General features: G+C 42.3%; 18 protein-coding genes and 1 tRNA gene. 5 read left to right on the top strand and 14 right to left on the bottom strand.

The features are described 5' to 3' along the window. The first annotated feature begins 57 nt into the window (after nucleotides 1-57). Complete coding sequence (locus G8D99_RS04690) at nucleotides 58-1,281, top strand: multifunctional CCA addition/repair protein (RefSeq protein ID WP_166323082.1); 1,224 nt, start codon at nucleotides 58-60, stop codon at nucleotides 1,279-1,281. 78 nt (nucleotides 1,282-1,359) lie between these two features. Here the strand turns inward: G8D99_RS04690 and epmA are convergent, their stop codons facing one another. From epmA to G8D99_RS04650, 8 genes are all read right to left on the bottom strand, one after another. Then, the gene (epmA, locus tag G8D99_RS04685; protein WP_166323080.1) at nucleotides 1,360-2,340 is read right to left on the bottom strand and encodes an EF-P lysine aminoacylase EpmA; all 981 of its coding nucleotides are present in this window, start codon (nucleotides 2,338-2,340) and stop codon (nucleotides 1,360-1,362) included. Continuing rightward, a complete protein-coding gene (locus G8D99_RS04680) occupies nucleotides 2,337-3,404 on the bottom strand; it encodes a 4-phosphoerythronate dehydrogenase (protein WP_166323078.1) in 1,068 nt (355 codons plus the stop codon). The genes epmA and G8D99_RS04680 overlap by 4 nt, the downstream gene beginning before the upstream one ends. 201 nt (nucleotides 3,405-3,605) lie before the next feature. Further along, nucleotides 3,606-4,319 (bottom strand): PqiC family protein, encoded by a 714-nt coding sequence (locus G8D99_RS04675; RefSeq protein WP_166323076.1) that lies wholly within the window; start codon nucleotides 4,317-4,319, stop codon nucleotides 3,606-3,608. Between the two features lie 40 nt (nucleotides 4,320-4,359). Further along, the gene (locus G8D99_RS04670) at nucleotides 4,360-5,991 is read right to left on the bottom strand and encodes a PqiB family protein (protein ID WP_166323074.1); all 1,632 of its coding nucleotides are present in this window, start codon (nucleotides 5,989-5,991) and stop codon (nucleotides 4,360-4,362) included. Continuing rightward, a complete protein-coding gene (locus G8D99_RS04665) occupies nucleotides 5,991-6,746 on the bottom strand; it encodes a paraquat-inducible protein A (RefSeq protein WP_166327524.1) in 756 nt (251 codons plus the stop codon). Before G8D99_RS04665 ends, G8D99_RS04670 begins: the two co-directional genes overlap by 1 nt. Nucleotides 6,747-7,060: 314 nt before the next feature. Further along, nucleotides 7,061-7,687, bottom strand: a complete 627-nt coding sequence (locus G8D99_RS04660) for a paraquat-inducible protein A (RefSeq protein WP_166323072.1) — start codon at nucleotides 7,685-7,687, stop codon at nucleotides 7,061-7,063. A gap of 367 nt (nucleotides 7,688-8,054) precedes the next feature. Then, a tRNA-Ser gene (locus tag G8D99_RS04655) sits at nucleotides 8,055-8,145 on the bottom strand. 97 nt (nucleotides 8,146-8,242) lie between these two features. Continuing rightward, entirely contained in the window at nucleotides 8,243-10,276 is a 2,034-nt protein-coding gene (locus G8D99_RS04650; RefSeq protein WP_166323070.1) for an NADPH-dependent 2,4-dienoyl-CoA reductase, read from the bottom strand. Nucleotides 10,277-10,535: 259 nt separating this feature from the next. Between G8D99_RS04650 and G8D99_RS04645 the strand changes: the two genes are divergently transcribed. Beyond that, nucleotides 10,536-11,399: a hypothetical protein gene (locus G8D99_RS04645; RefSeq protein WP_166323068.1), complete on the top strand. Its 864-nt coding sequence runs from the start codon at nucleotides 10,536-10,538 to the stop codon at nucleotides 11,397-11,399. Nucleotides 11,400-11,484: 85 nt separating this feature from the next. On the opposite strand, the gene dld is transcribed toward G8D99_RS04645, so the two are convergent. The 4 genes from dld to lldP all read right to left on the bottom strand — a co-directional run bounded on the left by dld (nucleotide 11,485) and on the right by lldP (nucleotide 17,252). Next, nucleotides 11,485-13,182 carry a D-lactate dehydrogenase gene (gene dld / locus G8D99_RS04640; RefSeq protein ID WP_166323066.1) on the bottom strand — a complete coding sequence of 566 codons (1,698 nt, stop codon included), beginning with the start codon at nucleotides 13,180-13,182 and terminating at the stop codon, nucleotides 11,485-11,487. A gap of 489 nt (nucleotides 13,183-13,671) precedes the next feature. Further along, nucleotides 13,672-14,823: an FMN-dependent L-lactate dehydrogenase LldD gene (gene lldD, locus G8D99_RS04635; protein WP_166323064.1), complete on the bottom strand. Its 1,152-nt coding sequence runs from the start codon at nucleotides 14,821-14,823 to the stop codon at nucleotides 13,672-13,674. 3 nt (nucleotides 14,824-14,826) lie between these two features. Continuing rightward, complete coding sequence (lldR, locus tag G8D99_RS04630) at nucleotides 14,827-15,570, bottom strand: transcriptional regulator LldR (RefSeq protein ID WP_166323062.1); 744 nt, start codon at nucleotides 15,568-15,570, stop codon at nucleotides 14,827-14,829. A gap of 20 nt (nucleotides 15,571-15,590) precedes the next feature. Beyond that, entirely contained in the window at nucleotides 15,591-17,252 is a 1,662-nt protein-coding gene (gene lldP, locus G8D99_RS04625) for an L-lactate permease (RefSeq protein ID WP_166323060.1), read from the bottom strand. 709 nt (nucleotides 17,253-17,961) lie between these two features. Here lldP and argG point away from each other — a divergent pair. After that, nucleotides 17,962-19,302 (top strand): argininosuccinate synthase, encoded by a 1,341-nt coding sequence (argG, locus tag G8D99_RS04620; RefSeq protein WP_166323058.1) that lies wholly within the window; start codon nucleotides 17,962-17,964, stop codon nucleotides 19,300-19,302. Nucleotides 19,303-19,453: 151 nt separating this feature from the next. Here the strand turns inward: argG and G8D99_RS04615 are convergent, their stop codons facing one another. Then, the gene (locus G8D99_RS04615; protein WP_166323056.1) at nucleotides 19,454-20,701 is read right to left on the bottom strand and encodes a GGDEF domain-containing protein; all 1,248 of its coding nucleotides are present in this window, start codon (nucleotides 20,699-20,701) and stop codon (nucleotides 19,454-19,456) included. A 648-nt stretch (nucleotides 20,702-21,349) separates the two neighbouring features. Next, nucleotides 21,350-22,612: a GGDEF domain-containing protein gene (locus tag G8D99_RS04610; RefSeq protein ID WP_166323054.1), complete on the bottom strand. Its 1,263-nt coding sequence runs from the start codon at nucleotides 22,610-22,612 to the stop codon at nucleotides 21,350-21,352. A 433-nt stretch (nucleotides 22,613-23,045) separates the two neighbouring features. Between G8D99_RS04610 and pyrC the strand changes: the two genes are divergently transcribed. Further along, nucleotides 23,046-24,080, top strand: a complete 1,035-nt coding sequence (pyrC, locus tag G8D99_RS04605; protein ID WP_166323052.1) for a dihydroorotase — start codon at nucleotides 23,046-23,048, stop codon at nucleotides 24,078-24,080. After that, entirely contained in the window at nucleotides 24,065-24,724 is a 660-nt protein-coding gene (gene rnt / locus G8D99_RS04600; RefSeq protein ID WP_166323050.1) for a ribonuclease T, read from the top strand. Before pyrC ends, rnt begins: the two co-directional genes overlap by 16 nt. Nucleotide 24,725 lies beyond the last annotated feature (1 nt).

The raw sequence follows: 24,725 nt of genomic DNA, 5'->3' as shown, positions 1-24,725 counted from the left end.
TGACTTGAGAAAACCTCTATTCTGTAGCATGATTGCTTGAAGAATAGAGGTTTTTTCATGCAAGTTTATTTAGTAGGCGGTGCCGTCCGAGATCAATTGCTCGGACACCCCTATCACGAAAAGGATTATGTCGTTGTTGGCGCAACGCCTGAACAACTGCTTGCCCAAGGTTTTCAACCTGTGGGTAAAGATTTCCCTGTGTTTCTGCATCCTGAAACCAAAGATGAATATGCACTGGCCCGAACTGAACGTAAGTCAGGACATGGCTATCATGGCTTTGAGTTTTTCACCGATGTCAGTGTCACCTTAGAAGAAGACCTCATCCGTCGTGACCTGACCATCAATGCCATTGCCATGGATGATGATGGGAAAATCTATGATCCTTATCATGGACATGATGACTTAAACCATAAAATTCTACGTCATGTTTCAGATGCCTTTGCGGAAGACCCTTTACGTGTACTACGGGTGGCACGTTTTGCCGCACGTTATCATCAGTACGGCTTTAAAGTGGCAGATGAAACGCTTGAACTCATGCAACAGCTTTCAGCCTCAGGTGAACTCAAAGCCTTGACTGCTGAACGGGTATGGAAAGAAACCTCTCGTGCCTTAATGGAAAAAGATGCAGATGTGTATTTTGAAGTGCTGCGTGCGTGTGGTGCTTTAAAAGTCCTGTTCCCTGAACTTGATGCCCTATATGGCGTACCTCAGCGTCCTGAATATCATCCTGAAATTGACTGTGGTATTCATACCATGATGTCTTTGCAACAGGCCTGTAAAGCCAACTATTCTTTGGATGTACGCTTCGCGGTTTTGGTGCATGACTTAGGTAAAGCGTTGACACCTGTTGAAGAATTACCACGGCATATCATGCATGAAGAACGTGGCATACAACCTGTGACTGAGGTCTGTGATCGCTTAAAAGTACCCACCAATACCAAGCAACTGGCTTTGGCAGTCTGTAAAGAGCATTTGAAAAGTCATCAAGCCTTTACCTTAAAAGCAGGCACACTTTGGCGCTTGTTACAACGTCTTGATGTATTACGTCGTCCTGAACGAGTTGAAGCATTTATTCAGGCCTGTGAATGTGATGCCAAAGGTCGACTCGGTCTAGAAGATCGTGATTATCCGCAAGCAGCCTATTTGCGTCGTGCCATGGAATTGGTCCGCAATATTAAAGCTTCGGACTTACCTGCTGAGGTGAAAGGCCCTGATATTGGTGAAATGCTGATTCAAAAACGTATTGATGCTTTGGCTGCTCTGAAAGCCAGTCATCAATAAGCATTAAAATTTCAAATCCAAAATAAAAAAGCTTGCCCTCGGGCAAGCTTTTTTACGAATGTTGAAGCAAAGAATAAGTTAAGACACATCGGCTGGGAATGTAATCACATGCTCTAAACGCATTTTTTCAGTGGCGATCATCAGTAAGCGGTCAATTCCGAGTGCAATGCCCGAACACTCAGTCATATTCGGTAAGGCAGCCAATAAATATTCATCGATTGGCATCACATGCAAGCCTAGTTTTTCGCGTTCAGCATTATCTGCTTCAAAGCGTGAACGCAGTACTTCTGCATCGATGAGTTCATCATAGGCATTGGCAAGCTCCAAGCCCTCGATATATAGCTCAAAACGTGCTGCCACCAATTCACCATCTTCATCTAATTTGGTTTTGGCTAAGGATGCCATTTCAGGTGGAAAGTCAGTGAGGAATACAGGTGTGTCAAAGCCTAGACTCGGTTCAACCATATGTGAGAACAATAGGTCAATATAACCCAATCGATCATCACCCAAATCTAAATTTAAACCGACACGGCGTGCAGCATCTTTTAATTCTTTTAGGGTCGCCTGTAAAGGATTAAGATCCAAACGATCCATAAAGGCATGTTTATAACTTAAAACCGTTGGACGCACTTCACCAAAACGCTGCGCCAACGTCACATTGAGTAAGTCACTGACTTCAAACATCAAGTCTTTTAAACTTAAGCTGGGGCGATACCATTCCAACATGGTAAATTCACTGTTGTGCTTGCGTCCATGTTCATCATCTCGGAAGACTTTACAGATTTGATAGATCGGACCACTGCCACTTGCCAACAGACGCTTCATAGGGAATTCAGGTGAAGTCTGTAAATAATGGGTCTGTTTGCGACCACTGATATGACGCATGGCTTGTACAGAGGCCAAATGCACATCGGTCACGCCCGCTTGCGATAGAATCGGGGTTTCGACTTCCATCACGCCACGTTCTGCAAAGAATTGGCGTAGCTGTGCATACATTTTGGCACGGGCTTGCATGGCTTTGATATCGCAGGTCGGTTGATACTGAATCGTTTGATTCATGCTTTTGGCCCTCCATGTGCAGCCCACTCACGGCGCAGTGGATAGGTCTTACGTAAATGATCAAAAGCCTGCTGATCTACCTTTCCATCTTTTAAACATGCACGTAAATTTTGATCATCACGTTGAATGTCATAAATGTCTGAAAGCTTATTGATCAACACCGTTTTTAAATCTTGATCTTGGAAATATTGTTCACAGACTGGCAACTGGGTTTCAAACTTCTTATCGGCTTCATAGCCAAACTTTTGACAAAAGGCATCATAAATCATTTGTGTGCCACGTGCTTTGCCTTCTAAGCTATAGCCTGCAATATGCGGTGTCACTAAAGTGATCAGATTTAATAGCTGTTCCGAAATCACAGGTTCATGCTCAAATACATCAAGTACCACCTGACGTGAAGTTTTTTCAATATCTACAATTAAATCCGCTTCTGCCACCACAGCACCACGAGCAGAGTTAATCAAAATCGCTTCCGCTTTCATCTGATTGAAAGCAGCCGCATCAATCAAATGATAAGTCGGATGATCCCCTGTTTTGGTCAAAGGTACATGGGTTGAAATGGCATCAGCTTGTTTCAATAATTCATCGAATTCAACTTGCTGTACATGATCACGTTGCACGAAAGGATCATAGCCAATCACGTTCCAACCTAAAAGCTGCGCCATGGTTGCTAAACGTGAACCGACATTCCCTAGACCAATAATCCCTAAAGTAAAATCGTGCTGAGCATGAATCAGTTCTGGTTTTAAATGCAGTAAAGCGGTAATCACATATTCAGCCACCGCCTGCGCATTGCAGCCCGCTGCATTTGACCAAGCAATGCCATTTTTTTCAATTGCAGCGATGTCTAAATGGTCTGTACCAATGGTGGCACTGCCCACAAATTTGATTGCAGTATTTTGAATCAGATCAGCATCGACTTTTGTCACTGAGCGAACCAAAAGCGCATCCGCATCCTGAACATCTGCATGCGTTAAAGTACGCCCTGCTTTGTGCTCAATCTCGCCAAATGCTGAGAAAAAATAATCGGTAAATGCCAGATTCTCATCTGCAATAATTTTCATGCTACATCCCAATTTTACAATCACATTATGATACCGCTTGGTGGATGCGATGACCATGCAGCTTTCGCTAAACAAAATCTTTTATGATCAGCGAAAATTCTCTTCAGGTATTAAGAGAATCTCAAAAATCATCGATTAAGAAAATTGAGAGTTGCAAAAGCTATAATGGCATTCCAAATATTCTAACTCATTTCATTTCTCTTAATTACACGCTCCATGACTCAGACTTGGCTTGGACTTGCGCTCCAACGCCAATACTGAGGTGGAAATCCCATCAATCACCTGAGCCAAAGATTGACGTGAGGTTTCCACAGCATCAATCAGTTTAGGATCACGCATCGCAATGGGCTGTGTCCATTGCATACGACAACTCAATTGATTGTGCTTTGGACTTTCTTGTGCATTTTTAGGATTGGAGAGTGGACGATTAGGATCATCATATTTTACCGTCCATGCCACGGCAATCACCACCTGATCTGCGCTGGGCGTTTTGCCTTTAGCCGAACTATTGTCCGTGCTTTGAATAAAATCAAAGCGGGAAAAATCAATCGCGATACGATAGGCAGCTTTGCCTCCGGTCATGCCACTGTTATAACGATCAAAAGCCCCTAACTTTTGTTGCAAGCCGGTAGACAAGCTATCTCTTAACTCGGCAGACAAAGTTGAGGTCCAACGCTCTTCATTCAGTACTTTAGACTCGCCTTTTGGCGTCTGAATCACCAGCGGAATTCGATTCAGTCGATCCGACAAGCCCACAGGCAAAACTTCAATTACACGCACCTGATTGGATTGCACTACCGGTGCAATCTGCGGCGTCAGCGAGTAATAATTGGGGGTATTTGAAGAAGAACATCCCGCCAATATTAAGCTGCCACACAGCGCAAACATACTGTACTGCCAACAGCCTTTTGACATGAATCTGCGCTTTGCAGTGCGTGGCCCATTGTTTTTTGAATTAATCATTATCATTTTTCTTTGGCTCTGTATTTTTTCCACGAATCAACGATTCAGGATGTTGTTCAATTTGGTCAGCCATCAACTGCAATGAAGCAGCTGCACGCGTCACCTGTTGCAAGGCACGGCGTAAATCCTGTTGCATTGGTGCATCACTAGACAAAATGGTTTCCGACGACTGCACCGCTTTACGGACATCGTTCAAGGTCGATTGAACATTCGGTGCCACTTGGCCATCGAGTTGATCGACCAATTTTTTCGATGAAGTGATGGTGCTTTGTAGCTTGGCCATGGTATTACGCACATCTTGACCAATTTCTACGATCGGGAATTTATTCACTTTTTCCGTGATCTCGGTAATCTGTGTTTGCAGACCTTTCAAATCGGTTGGTGTGGTCGGTATTTCTACAATGCCATTTGGCAATAAAGTCAGACTACGATACGGCGCTTTCGGGAACACATCAAAAGCAATGTAATTTTGCCCTGTGAGCAAGTTGCCGGTACGGACTTGGGCACGCCAACCATGCTCGACAAAGTTTTTAAAGATATGACCTTGTGGATCGAGTTCTTGACCACCGGCAATACGAGATGGATAAACTTCCGCATCCACACGCATACGAATTTTACTGTATTGATTTAAGAATTCTGTATTAATGCCTTTGACGACACCCACTTCTACGCCCATAAAGTCAATCGGTGCACCTTCTGACAAGCCACGTAATGAATCATCAAAATACATCACGATGCGGCGTGGATTAATATCCGGTTTTTTCAAGGCTTCAGCACGGGTATCAAACAAATCAAAACGGCTGTTATTTGCCGCAACACTGGCAAAAGAATCTTCAGGATACCCAAAGGCAATCCCGCCTGACACAATACTGGCCAAAGATTGGGTATTTAAACTAAGCCCTGAAGCATTTAAGCTAACATCAATGCCACTGGCTTGCCAGAAACGCGCATCATTGGTCACAAACTTGTCATAAGGCGCACGAATAAAGGTTTGTAGCTCAACACTTTGTCCATCTTTAGCCAAGTTATAGGCCGTGACTTGACCGACATTGATTCTGCGATAATAAATCGGTGAACCGAAATCCAGTGAACCTAGATCTTTGGCTTTTAAGAAAAATACTTTGCCCGGTACATCCGAAGTGATGACTGGGGGATTTTCTAAGCCCTGAAAATCGACTTTTTTCTCATCTGATTTACCCCCATCCACTTCGATATATGCCCCTGACAGCAAGGTATCTATACCGGTGATCCCGCCCATCCCTACGCGCGGACGAACCACCCAAAAGCGTGAATCTTTGGCGGCAAAATTACTGGCATCTTTACGTAACTCAATTTTGGCCACCACTTTAGAGCGGTCTTCCGCCAAGTCAATTTCACGCACCAAACCAATACTCACCTGACGATAACGTACCGTGGTTTTACCGGCCTCCAAACCTTCAGCGGTTCTAAAAGTCACTTCAATCACAGGACCTGTGTTCAAATAGGCTTTCACTGCCAAAGATAAGGCAATAATCAACGCCACCAAAGGAATCAGCCAAATCAATGACGGCTTCCAACGGCTACGTTTCTTAGTCGGTTCAGGTAATGGGGTCGGTTCTCGGTTTTCTATAGAATCAGTCATCATTATTTTTCTTGGTTTGAATAAGGGAAATTTAAATCATGGGTAGCTTCAACAGGCTTGATTTGACGTTTATCTTTTTGCGCTTGTGCATAGTTGTCCCAAATGATTCTTGGATCAAAACTTAAGGAGGCACACATGGTCAGCACCACCACCGCCCCAAAAGCCACGGAGCCTGCACCAGCTAAAATGGTTGCTAAGGAATGGATTTGAATTAAGGCAGCCAACAGCGCGACAACAAATACATCGATCATGGACCAACGGCCAATAAACTCTACAATTCGATATAAAATGGCGCAATGTGCAGGCAGTAAGTAAATGCGTTTAGCGCTTTGTAAGTACACCGCAGCCAGCAGTAAAGCCAAAATCACCAACTTTAATAAAGGAATAAAAATACTCGCCATGAAAATGACGCTTGCCACAAAGTAATCCCCATTGTGCCAAAAGTAAATCACGCCACTCATGATGGTGTCTTGTTGATAGCCCAAGATCGATTCGGTAATCGTCATTGGTAAAATATTGGCAGGAATATATAAAATCGTGGCTGCGATCAAAAAGGCTAAAGTGCGCTCTAAACTCGCTGTTTTACGTTGATGTAACGGTGCATGACAGCGTTCACATTTTAAAGCTTCACTCTTTAAAATGTCATTTTTTAAATGCGCCTCAGTCTCTGAGGAATTAAGCTCAGGCTGCGGATTTAAACGTCCACAACAATGGCATAACACCAAGCCTAAATCGATACCACGTAATGGCAATTGCATGTCTGTTTCATCATCAAACAATGCGCTTCGACCAAAGTTCGGATTTGGTCCTTGAGAGGAAGCTGAAGATTGAGTCGATAGATCTTGTGACGGCTTCGATGATGATTCTGATAAAGGTTGAGACAAAGGCTGTGATGAAAGCTCTGATGAGGGCTCTGATGAAGGTTTGGATGCGTGAGTAGAGGACGCATCTGATGATAGATTTGACGATGCATTGATCGATAATCGTGTTGATTCAGACTTAAAGTGTTTGGGCTTTAATCTCTCTTGAGATAAGGCTAAATCTGAAACGTTACTTAGCGAGTAAATCTGCATCAGCGCCCACCATTCACTTCAATGGCATCCCAAAGATCTTTGACTTTCATGGAAACGATATACACCAAAAGCAGACTTAAGATTGCAAATGCCCACAGTGCAATCCCCGGAATCACTTTGACCATACCCACCAGTTTCACCAAAGTGACCAAAATTCCAATCAAAAATACTTCAACCATGCCCCATGTCCGCAACAGGTACAACCCACGTAAAGCGCGGACTTGCATGACCGTTAAAGGTTGATGCGGATGAATCATCACACTGCTTAAGATGTATGCCATGAGTAGTAAATACAGCAAGGGCACCACAAAGGTGGTCATTAAAATTAAAAAACCGACAAAGGCACGATCAGCTTGATACATGGTCCACGCTGCACCCAACAATGTAGTTTGTGAAAAGATACCTTGCAGTTCAACTGTCACAATCGGAAAACTATTGGCAATCACAAAAATAATCAGCGAGGTCACCACCAAAGCCAATAAGGTATTAAAAGAATATAAATCGCGATACAGCTCGGTGCCACAATATGGGCAATAGGCACGTTCTTTGGATGCGAGTGCAATTCGGACATAGACTGCATCGCAATCTTCACATCCGACCCACTGGTGCCGCGCTTGATCATGCATGTAAAGTGATACCTATTGCTCTTGTTTTAAGGTGATTGATTTCGAAATCTTATTTTCTAATCATTTTTTCTTCTGATGCATTGCCGAATAAATAATAAATTCTATGCGGAATGCTTAATTTTTAATTAATAACGTGTTTTAGAAGAATATTCAACCATATTCATGCGATGAGATTGTGAAGCCCTCTGATGTCAGACATTCAAAATGATTCACAATCATTCAATTTTGAATAAGTATTTCATTTTAAACCTGCTCAAGCATCTAATGACATCATATTTATGCCATTCAGCTCACTCTAGACTCAATTCAACAATAGCATTAGACACATAAAAAAAGCCCCAGTCGTTTGACTGGGGCTTTTCGAATTTGGCGGAAGCGGTGAGATTCGAACTCACGGAGGGGTATAAGCCCTCGTCGGTTTTCAAGACCGGTGCATTAAACCGCTCTGCCACGCTTCCATGTGCGCCATAATACGGAGCTTTTTAAATTCTGACAAGTAAAAGTTTCACTGAATGCATTCAAGTGAATATAGTTTCGCCAAATTCTTAAAAAAACTCATATTTTGGCTGCAATTTCAGCACCTTCACGGATTGCGCGCTTGGCATCAAGCTCCGCAGCAAGCTTGGCACCCCCAATAATATGGTACTGGGCTAAGGTTTTTTCAGTCTCAGTCGGCATAATCTCTTTGACAGATTCCTGCCCTGCACATACCACAATGGTATCGACACGTAACAGTTGTGACTGCCCTTCAGTTTCAATCCATAAGCCTTCATCGGTCACCGCTTTATATTGCACACCACGAAGCATGCGCACCCGATGTTTTTTCAATTGGGCACGATGCACCCAACCTGAGGTTTTACCCAGTCCAATACCCAGTGGTGTGGTTTTACGTTGTAGCAAATAAATTTCACGGACAGGGTGTTCAACTTCTGGCGGTACAGCACCACCTTCGGTCATGTAATTGACGTTAGCATCTACCCCCCATTCACGTTTCCAGTCCGCCAAAGGTTGTGGCTGAGGTTGATGTTCTGGTTTCAGTAAAAACTCGGAGACATCAAAACCGATTCCTCCTGCACCAATCACAGCAACTTTATTGCCTACAGGTGCACCACGGAGCACTTCTGCATAAGACAACACTTGCGGTGCATCGCTGCCTTCGATTTTTAAGGCACGGGGTACAACACCTGTTGCCACAATCACTTCATCAAACCCTTCACGTTCAAGTTGTTCACGATTAACGCGGGTATTTAAACGCAGTTCAACGCCGTTTTTTTCAATCTGTTTTTTGAAATAACGAATAGTTTCATGGAACTCCTCTTTACCTGGAACCACTTTGGCCAAATTAAACTGACCACCGACATCACTCGTTGCTTCAAATAAAGTCACGTGATGTCCACGATAGGCTGCTACAGTCGCAGCAGACATCCCTGCCACACCGCCGCCAACGACCGCAACACGCTTCGGTTTTTTGGTTTTGACATAAACCAATTCAGTTTCATAGGCCGCTTGCGGATTGACTAAACAGGTGGCGCGTTTGTTTTTAAAGGTATGATCGAGGCAGGCTTGGTTACAGGCGATACAGGTATTGATTTCATCCACACGATCCGTTGCGACTTTATTCACCCAAAAGGCATCTGCCAACAGTGGACGAGCCATTTGCACCATATCGGCTTTGCCTGCTGACAAAATTTCTTCAGCGGTGTCCGGCATATTAATGCGATTCGATGCAATGACCGGAATCGACACATGCTTTTTCACTTCTGCGGTGTAGTCAACAAAGGCGGCACGGGGCACAGAAGTGACAATGGTCGGAATGCGGGCTTCATGCCATCCAATGCCCGTATTGAGTAAAGTTACACCGGCTTGCTCTAAGGCTTTGGCCACAGTAATCACTTCATCCATGGTATTGCCGTCATGAACGAGGTCTAACATCGATAAACGAAAGCAAATAATAAATTTTTGCCCAACTTTAGCCCGCACCGCTTTGACGATCTCAATCGCAAAGCGCATACGATTTTCAATCTCTCCACCCCACTGATCAGTACGCTGATTAACATGACGGCTTAAAAACTGATTTAGCAAATAGCCTTCTGAACCCATGATTTCCACGCCATCGTAACCTGATTTTTTGGCAATACTGGCAGTATGGGCATAGTCTTGAATGGTGGCTAAAATTTGTTTTTCACTCATTTGACGAGGTTTAAACGGTGAAATCGGCGATTTGATCGGACTTGCCGACACCACAAAAGGTTGATAGCCATAACGACCTGAATGCAAAATCTGCATCAGAATCTGGCCACCATGCTTATGCACTGCATGCGTCACCAAACGATGTGGCGCAACATCGCCCAAAGTGTTCATGGTGCCTCCCGCAGGCAACAACCAACCTGAACGGTTCGGTGAAATCCCACCAGTAATGATTAGGCCCACGCCACCTTTAGCACGCTCACCAAAATAGGCTGCCAATTTAGGGTAATTATAAAAGCGGTCTTCAAGTCCCGTGTGCATCGAGCCCATCACGACACGATTACGAATGGTGGTAAAGCCTAAATCCAATGGTTTTAATATATTTGCATAGCGAGTTGTCATGGCATGTCCTTTATTTATGGGCTTTGCAACTTGTTGCATACTACTTTAGCGTGTTTATTTATTTTTGGGATGACTGTGTCTCACGATTTAGCAGTAAATAAAGTCAATCTGAACTGCAAGGGCTGATCTGGTTTTTTAGCCGAACGTCAAACAACTAGCATCTGAATTGATATACAGCTTTACAACAATCTCAAAAATCTAAATTCCCCAATTTGAAATATCATGGAAGAACTTTAAGACAATCAGCCCATGTCAGCCTATGAGCCACCCTGTTTTTTTAACCAGTTCCCCGCTTGGGCATATGCCCATAGGCAGTCACAACCAATGGTCAGATTTTTATCATACTGCCTCATTTGAATTACAAGCAGATGGTTTTGTCCCGATTCTGTGGTTTATGTTGTTTAAAACCAACAATCTGCATTGGGCAAAATATACCGATCTACTTGATGCAGGCGATCCACAATTACATGATTTAGTCGCAGAATATCAACATGACTTTGGCGACAGTTTATATGCTTATTTGATTACCACCCCTGATCAAGCCTTAATTAATCTAGAAGAAAATAAAGCCTTTTTCCTAGACAGTGTCGGTGAAGCGCATCTGCATCATTTTGAACGCTTTCAGGAACTGATTAAAACCCATTATCAAAATTTTATTTTATTGCGCAGCAGTGGTTTAGCCACAGATTTCGATTCGGATGAACATCTGCGTTTTCCACTGGAACAACTGGAGCAGTTTCGGCAGCATCCTCATCATGACAATGGTCTAAAGGAGTATCAAAAAGTAGCTTTATCTCAATTTGATGATTATGCTTACTTTTTTTACGGCGTTGACCCGACCAGCATGACTCAAAACACAGCCCATGATTCAGACATTCAATCCGAGCTTCATCCATCAGCGCCCACTCAAGCCCCCTCGGGTTCAGGCATGGCGGTTTGGATCTGTACCGCTATCGTTTCGATTTTAACCCTTGTGGTGTGGTTCAATACCCATTCAGTGTTGTATTCATTTGTGGTATTTATCGTGAGTGCCTTTATTTTGGGCTTTATTTCTTCGATTATCGGCAAATCCAAACAGAGTGATGCAAGCGATCAGCACAACGCTTCAGAATCCAAGCTTTAATATTTTAGATTAGCATTTAGAAACAACCGTTAAAAAGCCCGTATTTACGGGCTTTTAATGTTTATAGGATGGTATTCAGTCTGACTTAATGCCAATGCTTCAATTTTGATGTTTGTCCAATGCCCACATTAAAGCTATTGGTCGGATCAAGTTTTTGATAATGATTTTTCAGTGCTGGTTTTGCCACATATAAATGACCCACATTATGCTCCGCCGGATATTCTGCCCCACGATCATCGAGCAAATGCCACATCGCATGTTCCATCGCTAAAGGATCCACCCCTTTTTTCACAATATAGTCTTGGTGAAACACGTGACACAGGAAATGACCATAGTAAAGCTTATGAATGATTTGATCATCCATCTCTTTGGGTAAAGTCTCCACCCACTCACGGTCATTACGTCGCAGCGCAATATCGAGTGCCACAATATCTTCAACTTCACTTAAATGGGTATCTCGATAACGAATCGCCGCACCTGCCACGGCGAAACGATGTAAAAAGGCTTTACGTCCTTCATCGGCATCACACAGGAAATAATCTCCTGTTTGATGCGTCGAAAAATACTGTTTAAAGAAGGCTTCCACCGCAGGTACATCTTGATCTTCAATACGTAGCACCAAATGGTGCTCGTACAGATCACGGAAGTCGTTCATTCGTTTTGGTAAATGTGACGGTAAGAATTTAGTCACCAATTGCAGAACTTTATCGGACAGTCCACGTAACTTCCATTTTTCCAAATAACCATCGACTTTATCTTTCATCGCAAAAGCCGCAGGAACTTTAGCTGTTCCGAACTTTTCAATAAACATGAAAGTATCTTTACCGTACTCAGCCCCAATATCGTAAGCCACACGGTGAATGTATTCCCCTGCAATCGGAATACGGGGTAAATCTTTCAACAAGAAGCGACGGATTTCAGTTAAGTCATCATGCGAATTACTGCCCACGTAGAACACTTGGCTTGGAATTTTTTCAAAGGTGTCCAAACGCACCGCAAATACGCAAACTTTACCTGCTGAACCTGAAGCTTCATACAGGCGAGAAGGATCAGCATTAAAACGTGCAGGGGTATTTTCATCGACCTGTGTCACATCTTTGACATAACGGTGGTCAGATGCACAGCAATGACTTTCATTTTGAATGTCTTGAGTTTGATAGTGTTGTTGTTCTAAGTTTTTCAGGATTTGCTCAGTCGTTTCACCCAAGTTCACGCCCAAATGGTTGACCAGCTCTAACTGACCTTGTTCATTGACACGGGCATATAAAGCCAATTCAGTATAGGCAGGTCCACGACGTACGAGTGCACCGCCGGAGTTATTACACACCCCACCTAAAACCGATGCGCCAATACAGGATGAACCAATCACTGAATGCGGTTCACGATTAAACCCTGCCAATTCTTTTTCTAAACGATCCAGTGTTGCCCCCGGCAAACAAATCACTTGCTTGCCGTCATTAATCACTTGAATCCCAACCAATCGGCGCGTACTTATCAGCACCACAGGTCGATCATAATCATCGCCAAACGGCGTCGAGCCACCGGTTAGTCCTGTATTGGCTGCCTGCATAATCACAATACAATCGGCATCCACCGCCGCTTGCAAGACCTGCCATTGCTCCCACAATGAACCCGGTGACACCACCGCCAACACTTGCCCCGAACCATAACGACGACCTTGACGATACAAACGTGTCTCTTGATCATCGGTCAATACATGGGCTTTACCGACAATATCAATCAGTTTTTGAATGGTGTTTTGACAAGCAAGTGAAGCAGACATAGTTTAAATCCTTTATGACTGAATCCATCTGGAATGATGATCTATTCAGATTCATTTGAAACTTGAAGCAAAATGAAATCTCGATACGCAACCCAGTCTTTCGTTGCTGTTCGAGCCAGACTAAATCATGAGGCAAAATATTTCTGCGACTTAAATTTTTTTCATGACTGTTATTGCGCGAGTTCAACGAAAGACAAACGGTTTTGCTTACTTTTCCCGAAAGAAAAGTAAGGAATAAGCACGCTATATATGCTGTTAAAACTATAGTTGTTTCGAAAATAAAAAATAATCAATGATCCAAAATCTTAATCATCAATGCAATTCCCCTCTCCCTCTGGAAGAAGGTTAGGATGAGAGTGTTTCAACCTAAAAAACCTCCCCCTAAACCTCTCCACACAGGAGAGGAAAATCTGTGATCAATTTTAATTGGATATAAGATGATTAACAGCATCGTTTAGGTTTGGCTTTTAAATCTTTGCGGTTAAATGCTTAAACCAATTCTTTTTCTAAACGTACTAAGCAATCTGAAGTAATGTCAGCAATGGTTTTGGCACCCGTTAAAGTCATCGCTACACGCATTTCTTTATCAATCAGCTCAAGTAAATTACTCACACCCGCACCGCCTGCAGCACCCAAGGCATACACAAAAGCACGACCGAGCATACAGGTATCTGCACCCAATGCGAGCATACGTACGACATCTAGACCGTTACGAATACCCGAGTCAGCAAGGATTTTGATATCTCCTTTCACTGCATCCGCAATCGGAGGAAGTGCACGTGCAGAGGATAAAACCCCATCCAACTGACGACCACCATGATTCGACACCACGATGCCATCTGCACCAAAACGCACGGCATCTTTGGCATCTTCAGGGTCTAAAATTCCTTTGATCACCATTGGACCATCCCAGAATTCACGAATCCACTCGAGGTCTTTCCATGAAATCGACGGATCAAAGTTATTGCCCAACCATCCGATATAGTCTTCTAAACCTGTTGGTTTACCCAAATATTTAGAGATATTCCCCAAATCATGCGGGCGACCATGCAAGCCAACATTCCATGCCCAATGTGGATGGGTAAAAGATTGCATATAACGACGCATCGCGGCATTTGGACCACTCATACCAGAGTGCGCATCACGGTAACGTGCGCCCGGAACCGGCATGTCGACTGTGAACACCAACGTTGAACAGCCTGCAGCTTTGGCACGTTCCAAAGCATTTTTCATAAAGCCACGGTCACGCAGGACATATAACTGGAACCACATTGGACGCTGAATGGCAGGTGCGACTTCTTCAATTGGACACACAGAAACCGTCGATAAGGTAAATGGAATGCCTTTCTTGTCTGCTGCCACTGCGGCTTGTACTTCACCACGACGGGCATACATCCCCGTTAATCCGACTGGTGACAACGCCACAGGCATTGATAGGGTCTCGTCAAAGAGTTTGGTTTCCAAACTCAATTGAGACATGTCATTTAAGACACGTTGACGCAGCGCGATTTTCGATAAATCTTCGACATTGCGCTTTAAGGTATATTCTGCATACGCTCCACCATCAATATAATGAAATAAAAATGGCGGTAAACGACGTCGTGCTGCTTCACGATAGTCATTTGCAGAAGAAATAATCATGAGTTATGTCCTATTTAATCGACTGGAACGTTGACGACGCGCTTCTTCTTCATCAATCAAACGTACCCGTTGAACTACAAATTCGATATGCCCACAGACTGCCTTTCGAGCAGCTTCTGGGTCTTGGCGTTCAATGGCATTCATCACTTGAAAGTGTTGGTCATGCAATTGCTCAAAGTGGCGTGGTGTGGTGTATACCTTACGGCGTCCCAACATCACGTTATATTGCAAAAGGTCGAATAGCCCACGCATCATTTGGATCAGCACCAGATTATGCGAAGCTTCTGCAATGGCTAAATGAAATTTGGCATCAGCGATGGCAGCCTGTGCATCATCTCCAATCAATTGAAAATGATTAATCTGCTCGAAATATTTTCGAATATTTTCAAGGTCATTTGGTGTTGCGCGCTGTGCGGCATACCACGCTGTTCCGCCTTCAAGCACCATACGGGCTTCTTGCACATCAAAACGATATTCAGGATCCTGATTCAGCAAATCCGTTAATGGCTCAACAATTAAATTTTGCGACCAATTGGCAGGCAACTGCTGTAAATAATTGCCTGCGCCGACTTTACTCACTAAGACCCCTGCAGCCACCAACTGCTGAATCGCCTCGCGCAAAGAGCTGCGAGAAACACCGAGTTCCTCACACAGTTTACGTTCTGCTGGCAAACGCGCTCCGACTTGCATATTGTTTTGTTCAATCAATATACGTAAGCGTTGTACCACTTTGTCGGAGACTTTCATTTCTTTTCCTTGACCCGAGATTATGGAATCATCCACGGGAACACATAAGCTTGTAGGGTAATGATGATACCAATCATCACAGTAAAGGTAATACTGTGTTTTACCGTAAAGCGGAACAAATCAGACTCTTTACCCACCAATCCCACTGCTGCACAAGCAATTGCAATCGATTGCGGTGAAATCATTTTACCCGTGACACCACCACTGGTATTGGCTGCGACCAAGAGCACTTCAGGTACACCAATTTGCTGTGCAGTCGTCGCTTGCAATGCCGAGAACAAAGCATTGGCAGAGGTATCTGAACCGGTTAAGAACACCCCAACCCAGCCCAAGAACGGCGAGAAGAAAGTAAATGCTTGCCCCGTATGGGCCAAAGCCAATGCCAAAGTTGCTGATAAACCCGAATAGTTCGCAATAAAGGCAAATGCCAATACCATACCAATCGAGTAAATCGGCGTTTTCAGCTCATTCACCGTTTCCACAAAGGTCACAACAGCATCTTTTGGCTTCATTTTTAAATAAATGATGGTAATCACTGCCGCAATCATGATGGCTGTACCTGTTGCAGACAACCAATCAAATTTATAAATCGCATCGTAGTCCTTAATTTCAGGCACTACAGGTGGCAACTTTTGAATCATTTGATGTAAAAATGGCACTTTGATCGAGATCACAAGATCATGCAGTGCCCCATCTTTGGCAAATAGATCCTTAAACGCTTTGATACTCCACAGCGTCACCATTGCTGTCAAAACCGCAAACGGTGACCATGCTTTTACAATTTGACCCACGCTATATGACTTTTGCGCAGCAAGCGCAATATGGGGATCAACCTGTTTCTCATCTTCAAAACGGAAAATGTGTTTCGGTTGCCAAAATTTTAAGAGCACGGTTAAACTCACCAAAGCAGCAATCGCAGCGGTAATATCAGGCAATTCTGGACCGACATAGTTTGCGGTTAAGAACTGCGCTAAGGCAAAAGATCCACCACCGACAAAAATTGCAGGCCATGTTTCCTTAACACCACGCCAACCGTCCATAATCGCCATGATCCAAATCAATACGATCGGCACCATGATTGGCAATTGACGCCCCACCATTTGGCTAATTTGGATGGTTTCAATACCCGAGACTTGCCCTGCCACAATGATGGGAATCCCCATCGCACCGAATGCTACAGGTGCTGTGTTGACGATCAGGCAAAGTCCTGCTGCATAAAGTGGTTTAAAACCTAACCCCACTAATAATGCAGCGGTAATCGCGACTGGTGCACCAAAGCCCGCCGCCCCTTCCAAGAAGGTTCCAAAAGCAAAACCTACCAATAGCATTTGTAAACGTTGGTCTTCTGTTAATGACAAAATCGAGGAACGAATAATGTCAAACTGCCCCGTTTTAACCGAAATTTTGTATAGGAACACCGCACCAATGATGATCCAAGCAATTGGCCACAATCCGTAGAAGAAGCCATAGATCATCGAAGCTACTGCCATCGCGATGGGCATTTTGTACAAGAACATCGACACCAAAAATGCCAATGCGACGGTGATGGTGCCTGCCACACTGCCTTTCATCCGAAATACAGCCAGTGCCAAGAAGAAGAACACGATTGGAATCAAAGCAATTGCACTTGAAAGCCAAATGTTCCCCATCGGATCGTAAATTTGTTGCCACTGTTGAAGCATTATCTACTCCTTGAAATGCTCAGCCGAACTTTGCGCGCCTCGTCATATTTTCCATATTGGTATGACCAATATAAAATTAATCAGACCAATACCACCCTCTTATGGCAGACAATGCTAAATATAGATGAAATAAACTGCAACTATTAATTTTATTAGCAAAATTGGTATGACCAATATAAAGAGGGTGTATTGGTGATTATTTAGACCAAACCACTTGATTTTTCTCTAAAATGAAACAATATCGAATACATTTTCATCAAAATTTAAAATTTAAAACTTTAGTCTTAATCCTAAAAATCTTTCTTTAATTAGCTGCGCTATCGACTTCACTTTTACTATTTATCGAGGCGTACTTAAACTCAATGTAGATCGTCTTATTTGTGCTGTAATCAAAAATCGAAGCAGATTGCAGTGCGTATATCGGCTGGCGCCGTTTAAAATCCTGAGATTTATCACTGTTCTATGGATCTGTGATTGCCTCTAAAAATTTTGAGGTCGCAAGCCAAGCCCTGTCAGGATTCAATAACACGCATATCGCAAGGCGCGTCTGTTTATGGAAAGTGCAAATATGATTGGCAAAGCCATTAATTTTATTATTGGTCTCATTTTTTGAAAAAAAATTTCTATGAATAGTGCTACAATCAGAGCTATATATCTTCTCCTAGGTCACCACTTAGGTGCCTATTATTCAAAATCGTTAGGATGAACAATGTCTGATAACGCAACTATCTTACAGAATGTACCTGTAGGCAAAAAAGTTGGTATCGCCTTTTCTGGTGGTCTAGATACTTCTGCTGCTCTTTTGTGGATGAAACAAAAAGGCGCTGAACCTTATGCATATACTGCAAACTTAGGTCAGCCAGATGAAGATGATTACGATGCGATTCCTAAGAAAGCTGAAGCATATGGCGCTGTAAAAGCACGTCTGGTGGACTGCCGTTTACAGCTTGCACTTGAAGGTATTGCTGCGATTCAATGTGGCGCGTTCCACATCTCTACAGGTGGCGTGCCTTACTTCAACACGACGCCACTCGGCCGTGCAGTAACAGGTACAATGCTTGTGACTGCAATGAAAGAAGATGACGTTAACATTTGGGGTGACGGTTCTACTTACAAAGGTAATGACATTGAACGTTTCTACCGTTACGGTTTGTTGACCAACCCTGCGCTTAAAATCTACAAGCCTTGGTTAGACCAAACCTTTATCGATGAGTTAGGTGGCCGTGCAGAAATGTCACAGTTCCTGATCGACAACGGTTTTGACTACAAAATGTCAAAAGAGAAAGCATACTCAACAGATTCAAACATGTTAGGTGCTACTCACGAAGCAAAAGATCTTGAATACCTCAATGCAGGCATCAAAATCGTTGACCCAATCATGGGCGTTGCCTTCTGGAAAGAAGACGTTGAAATCGCAGCTGAAGAAGTATCGATTACTTTTGAAGAAGGTTTCCCTGTTGCAATCAACGGCAAACGTATCGAAGATCCTGTAGAGTTCATTCTTGAAGCGAACCGTATCGGTGGTCGTCATGGTCTAGGTATGTCGGATCAAATCGAAAACCGTATCATTGAAGCGAAATCTCGTGGTATCTACGAAGCGCCGGGTATGGCACTGCTTCACATCGCTTATGAGCGTCTTGTGACTGGTATTCATAACGAAGATACCATCGAACAATACCGTATTAACGGTTTACGTTTAGGTCGTCTACTTTACCAAGGTCGTTGGTTCGATTCTCAAGCATTAATGCTTCGTGAAACAGCTCAACGTTGGGTGGCTAAAGCAGTTACAGGTACTGTGACTTTAGAACTTCGTCGTGGTAATGATTACACCATCATGAACACCGAATCTGAAAACTTGACCTACGAAGCTGAACGCTTAACGATGGAAAAAGGTGATTCAATGTTCTCTCCAATGGATCGTATTGGTCAATTGACTATGCGTAACTTGGACATTACCGATACACGTCAAAAATTAGGCATCTACACTGGTGCGGGTTTATTGGCGGTTGGTACAGGTTCTGCTGTTCCACAACTCAAAGACAAAAACTAAGTTTTGAAAATTTTTTAAATTCGGTTCAGTCAAAAAAACCGCGCTTAGGGCGCGGTTTTTTATTGCTGCTTGGTTATGTTCACACTTTATCGATCAAGTATTGATCGCAACCTTATTATTGATCTCGATATTCACTTTGATTCTTTATGACCTATTGAGTCATATTTAAAATCTGACAACGATCACGACCCTCTGCTTTGGCCATATATAATGCCTGATCTGCACGTTTTAAAATATCCGGATATTGAATATTCACTTCACCCTGATAGAGCGTCAAACCAATACTTACCGTCAAATGATCACAAATTGTAGAACTTAAATGCTCAATTTTCTGTTCACGAATATCATTTAAAATTGCTTCAGCGACTTTTTCAGCTTGTGAGAGCTGAATATTTTTTAATAATAGAACAAACTCTTCGCCACCGAATCGGATCGCGGTGTCCTGCTCATGAATATGTCTTAATAAAGTTTGTGCCACTTTAATTAAAGCCTGATCACCTTGATCATGCCCATAACGATCGTTATACAGTTTAAAGTAATCGACATCGATAAACAGAATTGCAAAATTCTGTGCTGTGGCTTGACTATATTCAATCGCATTACTCAGATTCTGTTCAAAGCCTCGTCGATTGCCCAATAACGTTAAAGTGTCTTGATGGCTCAGATGAATAAAATGCTGATTTAAGCGTGAATAAATTAGTTTGTCGTATTCAATAATAATCGATTGTAAAAATCGAATCCGTTCGGTTGAAATACTCAAGATAGCCAAAGCCAGTCCAACTAAGTTCGGCAACAATAAAGTATTGGTCACCACCCACATTGGGACATTGGCATTGACAATTTTCAGATAAATTAGGGTCAATATCACTGAAAGCATACTGCTGTAAAAAGCCACTTTCGGTCTAAGCCCTGAACATAAATACACAAAGATAATGGCCAATGCCATGACGATGGTGCCACGCCAAATCACAGGCAAAGACAACATGGTCAACTGGATAGAGAGATTGACGGTGAGTGCAAAGCAAATCGCAAATGCATTGACCGGCATATATAAATAATTCCACTGCTCTTTTTTTGCCATCACAAAAAGAACGATCAGCGTGATCCAACTTGAGCCAAAGGAAATAAAGTTACGTGAGAAATCGTGATTACGAAATTCTTCCGTGGCACTTAAATAGTTCAGTGTCAAACTGACACACATGAAAATAAAAAAAACTGCCAAAACCGGAAGATAGGCACGTTGCAGCATTTTGATCAATTGCTCTTCACGATCCCGCCAAAATTGCTGCTCTAGTTCAAGTTCAAATTTCGTGCTTAAAATACGCTTTTGCTTCTCTAAAAGCTGCTCAATCTCTGATTTTTTTTGCTGTAACTGATCAATATCCAGTTCAATTTTCATATTCAATACACGACTTGTGCCTTTGTTTTTTTAATGCTTTAGAGTTTAATCCTGATTAAAAGAGTAGCACTTAAATCTCAAAATAAAAATAAATATATTGATAAACAACTATTTAAATACTATTAAAGAGAATTGGTAGTATTTCTAAACATGGGTCATATGGGGTGAAAATCAACTTTAAAAAATTAAAGCTAAACTCAAATTGATCTGAGCATTGCAATGACTGAGCTCCCATCGAACAACCATAATTGTATAGGGGTCAAGTCAATTTTAAATTTAATTGGGTAGCGCTTTAATATTCAAAAGTTTATAACGATCTCTATCCTATTCTTTGGCCATATACAGCGCTTGATCAGCCAGTTTTAAAATATAGGTATAGATGAAGGCTTTGTTTTTCTAACAATCCTTCGATATGATTCTTCAGCTGTGGTAATGCATCGATATCCGCATCTCATTTCATCATCTTATAGTGCTATTTTAAAATTATTCACTTTTCATTTAATTGTTTAATTTTAAACCGAGTCTTAGATTAGCACTTATCTAGCAAATTCAGAAGATTAATTCAGCAATCGTAAGCATCATTTGGGTTATATTTATCTCATTAATTCTGATTTTTATGCTCTATTAAACAGAGCATTACCTTTAAAATCAAACCTGTGACTGATTTAAATCTGGAGTGAATATCACTTTTTGATCGCGTCCATTATTCTTCGCTTGATACAAAGCATCATCAGCCAATTTGAGTAAACCACTTTCAGCAATCCCCTCTTCACCTGAAAATAAACTCAGTCCAATACTCACCGTGAGATAGTCATGAATTTTTGAGGCGCAGTGTGGAATGTTCTGATCTCGAATATCTTGCAAAATATCTTCAGCCACTTGTGCAGCTTCATCATAACTGGTGTGGTTGAGTAAAATAATAAACTCTTCACCGCCATAACGAATCGCCGAATCCTTTTCCCCAATATGACGCAATAAGGTTTGTGCCACCCTGACCAAGACAAAATCTCCTTCTTGATGACCATAAGTGTCGTTATACAGTTTGAAATAATCGACATCGATAAAAATCAGAGCAAAACTGTGTGAGGTGGCGATGGCATCGTTATAAATACGAGACAGTTCTTCATTAAAACTACGCCGATTTCCCAGTAAAGTCAGTGTGTCTTGATTACTCAGTTTGGCAAAATGACTGGTCAAAATTTCATGGATTTGTTTATCAATCCCAATGATCATCTCCTGAATAAAATGCAATCGTTCAGTGGATACCGTCATAAATGACAATGCCAAGCCCATCAAATTGCCAAGCAACAACACATTGCTCAAGATCCAAAAAGACAGATGACCACCGAGAAGTTTAAGCCCTACACAAGTCACAGCAATCGATAGCATACCTGCAATAAAGGTGTATTTAGGACGGCTTCCTGTACACAGATAGGCCAACATTTGTGACAGTAGAATAATTAAGGTTCCACGCCAAGTCATTGAAATCGAATGACTCATTAACACTGAAATTTGTACAACACTCAAAGTCACACACAAAATAATGGGTGCGACAACTTTAAACTTTAAATTCCAGTTTTCATTTTTAGACAGTAGATAAAAAGCAAGAAAGCCTAACCAACCTGCCATTGACGAACAGCCCATCAGTACAATGTCATGATTACGAAATTCAGGTTCAGTATGGAAGTAATTCGAAGTCATACTGATCATTTGAGTAATAAAGAAAATAATCGAACCCGGTACAAACACCCGAAGAATCAATGCAATAAAACGTTTTTCGCGCTCGCGCCAAAATTCATGTTCTAAACTCTCAGTAAACACTGAAAGCACCCGATTTTGTTGAAGAATCAACAATTCGGAAAACTGTTGTTTCTGGGCTTGAAGATCATTCACATCAATTTCAGTGTTCATAAGTGCTGTCTTTCTATCATTGTTGTGATGGCTATTGTTATTGGGTTTGCTGTTGCGACCTTTATTCTGGCTTGGCTTATTTTAATATTGCGTATAATGCATTTAGTTCTTATTCAAGAGTATCATTTTTGTTTTTATTATCAATGAGATGAAAGACGACTTAGTCGCATAAGCACACACAAGATAGGCATTGATCACATTTTAAGCCTTATTTTTTATTCTCTGAATTATTCCAAGCCGAGCTTTAAATGAGTCAGAACGAACCATTGTTCAACTTAAATCTAATTTACAAATTTAAACGCAGATTATTGTGCTCAATAAATCTATGAATCTGTTTTAAATCACTTAATACCAATGCTTTAAGTTAAATTGAGGTTATCATTTCAGGGCTATTTCGATTATCATTTGTTTTATTTTTTAGTCAGGAACTGCCTTGAATACGATTACTTTGCTTCAACCTGATGATTGGCATGCACATTTACGTGATGGTTTGGCTTTAGAGCGCACTGTGCCTGATTTAGCGAAACAGTTTTCCCGCGCGATTTGTATGCCCAATACTGTACCGCCAGTAAAAACGGTTGAAGAAGCCAATGCCTATCGTGATCGCATCATGGCGCATGTTCCAGAAAATTTAAATTTTGATCCACGGATGGTGCTGTACTTTACTGACCATACCTCGCCTGATGAAGTGCGTAAGATTAAAGAATCTGAATTCGTCAATGCCATTAAGCTTTATCCTGCCGGTGCGACGACCAACTCAGACAACGGTGTCAGTGACATTTCTAAAGTGTATGGCGTGATCGAACAACTTGAAGAGCATCAAGTACCGCTACTGTTACACGGTGAAGTCACTCACAACCATGTCGATATTTTTGACCGTGAAAAACGTTTCTTAGATGAAGTCTTAGCTCCACTGCTAAAACAATTTCCTAAATTAAAACTCGTGCTTGAACATATCACCACCAGTGAAGCAGCACATTTTGTCTTAGAACAAGACCGTAATGTTGCAGCGACCATTACCCCGCAACATTTATTGTTCAATCGTAATGATATGTTGGTCGGTGGCGTCAAGCCTCATTTCTATTGCTTACCGATTTTAAAGCGTCAAACCCATCAGCAAACCCTGCTTGAAGTGGCAACGAGTGGAAATCCGAAGTTTTTCTTAGGCACAGACAGCGCACCACACTCAAAAAATGCTAAAGAAAATGCATGTGGCTGTGCAGGATGTTATAGTGCGCCTACCGCTATTGAGCTGTATGCCCAAGCATTTGATCAAGTCGGCAAAATTGAGCGCCTCGAGGGCTTCGCAAGCCACTTTGGTGCTGACTTCTATGGTCTTCCTCGTAATACCAATACCATTACTTTGGTGAAAGAAGACCAAATCATCCCTGAAAGTTTCGACTACTTGGATGGTGAAAAAATTATTCCTTTATATGCCGGAAAAACCATTCATTGGAGAAAGGTGTGACAACTGAAATACAGCCTGTTATTGGTCAACGTTTTCGAGGATTCCTCCCAGTCGTCGTCGACGTTGAAACTGCAGGTTTTAATGCGGATAAAGATGCACTGCTGGAAATTGCATGCATCCCAATTATCTATAATGAACAAGGTGAGTTTGTGCCGGGTCAAGCGCATCATGCGCACATTAACCCGTTTGAAGGTGCTAACTTAGACCGCCGTTCTTTAGATTTCATTGGGGTAGATCCGTTTAACCCGATGCGTATGGCCATGGCTGAAGATGAAAAATCAGCGTTGAAACGTATCTTTAAATCGATTAATGAAGTGCGTAAGCAGCAGCAATGTACCCATGCGGTTTTGGTGGGTCACAATGCCCATTTCGATTTAGGCTTTGTGAAAGCTGCGATTGACCGTACAGGCACTAAAAATCAGAACCCATTTCATAGTTTTTCTGTGTTTGACACGGTGACTTTGAGTGCGGTGATGTTTGGTCAAACGGTATTGGCAAAATCATGTATTCAAGCGGGTATTGAGTTTGATGGTAAAGAAGCACACTCTGCTTTATACGACACTCAAAAGACGGCTGAACTGTTTTGCTATATTTTGAACAAACTCGCACCTCACTTACTTGACACTTTGGTGGCGGATCAATAAG

Origin of the sequence: Acinetobacter lanii (assembly GCF_011578285.1) — a bacterium.
GTDB lineage: Bacteria > Pseudomonadota > Gammaproteobacteria > Pseudomonadales > Moraxellaceae > Acinetobacter > Acinetobacter lanii.
This window is presented reverse-complemented; position numbering and strand designations above follow the sequence as displayed.

Coding starts and splice junctions, on each gene's coding strand:
- G8D99_RS04660 (WP_166323072.1), bottom strand. CDS start 7,687: ATGCATGATCAAGCGCGGCACCAGTGGGTCGGATGTGAAGATTGCGAT.
- lldP (WP_166323060.1), bottom strand. CDS start 17,252: ATGCTTCAACAGTGGCAACAAATTTACGATCCGATGGGGAACATTTGG.
- G8D99_RS04690 (WP_166323082.1), top strand. CDS start 58: ATGCAAGTTTATTTAGTAGGCGGTGCCGTCCGAGATCAATTGCTCGGA.
- G8D99_RS04645 (WP_166323068.1), top strand. CDS start 10,536: ATGAGCCACCCTGTTTTTTTAACCAGTTCCCCGCTTGGGCATATGCCC.
- G8D99_RS04675 (WP_166323076.1), bottom strand. CDS start 4,319: ATGTCAAAAGGCTGTTGGCAGTACAGTATGTTTGCGCTGTGTGGCAGC.
- epmA (WP_166323080.1), bottom strand. CDS start 2,340: ATGAATCAAACGATTCAGTATCAACCGACCTGCGATATCAAAGCCATG.
- G8D99_RS04665 (WP_166327524.1), bottom strand. CDS start 6,746: ATGCAATTGCCATTACGTGGTATCGATTTAGGCTTGGTGTTATGCCAT.
- G8D99_RS04650 (WP_166323070.1), bottom strand. CDS start 10,276: ATGACAACTCGCTATGCAAATATATTAAAACCATTGGATTTAGGCTTT.
- dld (WP_166323066.1), bottom strand. CDS start 13,182: ATGTCTGCTTCACTTGCTTGTCAAAACACCATTCAAAAACTGATTGAT.
- G8D99_RS04615 (WP_166323056.1), bottom strand. CDS start 20,701: ATGAAAATTGAACTGGATATTGATCAGTTACAGCAAAAAAAATCAGAG.
- lldR (WP_166323062.1), bottom strand. CDS start 15,570: ATGAAAGTCTCCGACAAAGTGGTACAACGCTTACGTATATTGATTGAA.
- G8D99_RS04680 (WP_166323078.1), bottom strand. CDS start 3,404: ATGAAAATTATTGCAGATGAGAATCTGGCATTTACCGATTATTTTTTC.
- G8D99_RS04670 (WP_166323074.1), bottom strand. CDS start 5,991: ATGATGACTGATTCTATAGAAAACCGAGAACCGACCCCATTACCTGAA.
- G8D99_RS04610 (WP_166323054.1), bottom strand. CDS start 22,612: ATGAACACTGAAATTGATGTGAATGATCTTCAAGCCCAGAAACAACAG.
- lldD (WP_166323064.1), bottom strand. CDS start 14,823: ATGATTATTTCTTCTGCAAATGACTATCGTGAAGCAGCACGACGTCGT.
- argG (WP_166323058.1), top strand. CDS start 17,962: ATGTCTGATAACGCAACTATCTTACAGAATGTACCTGTAGGCAAAAAA.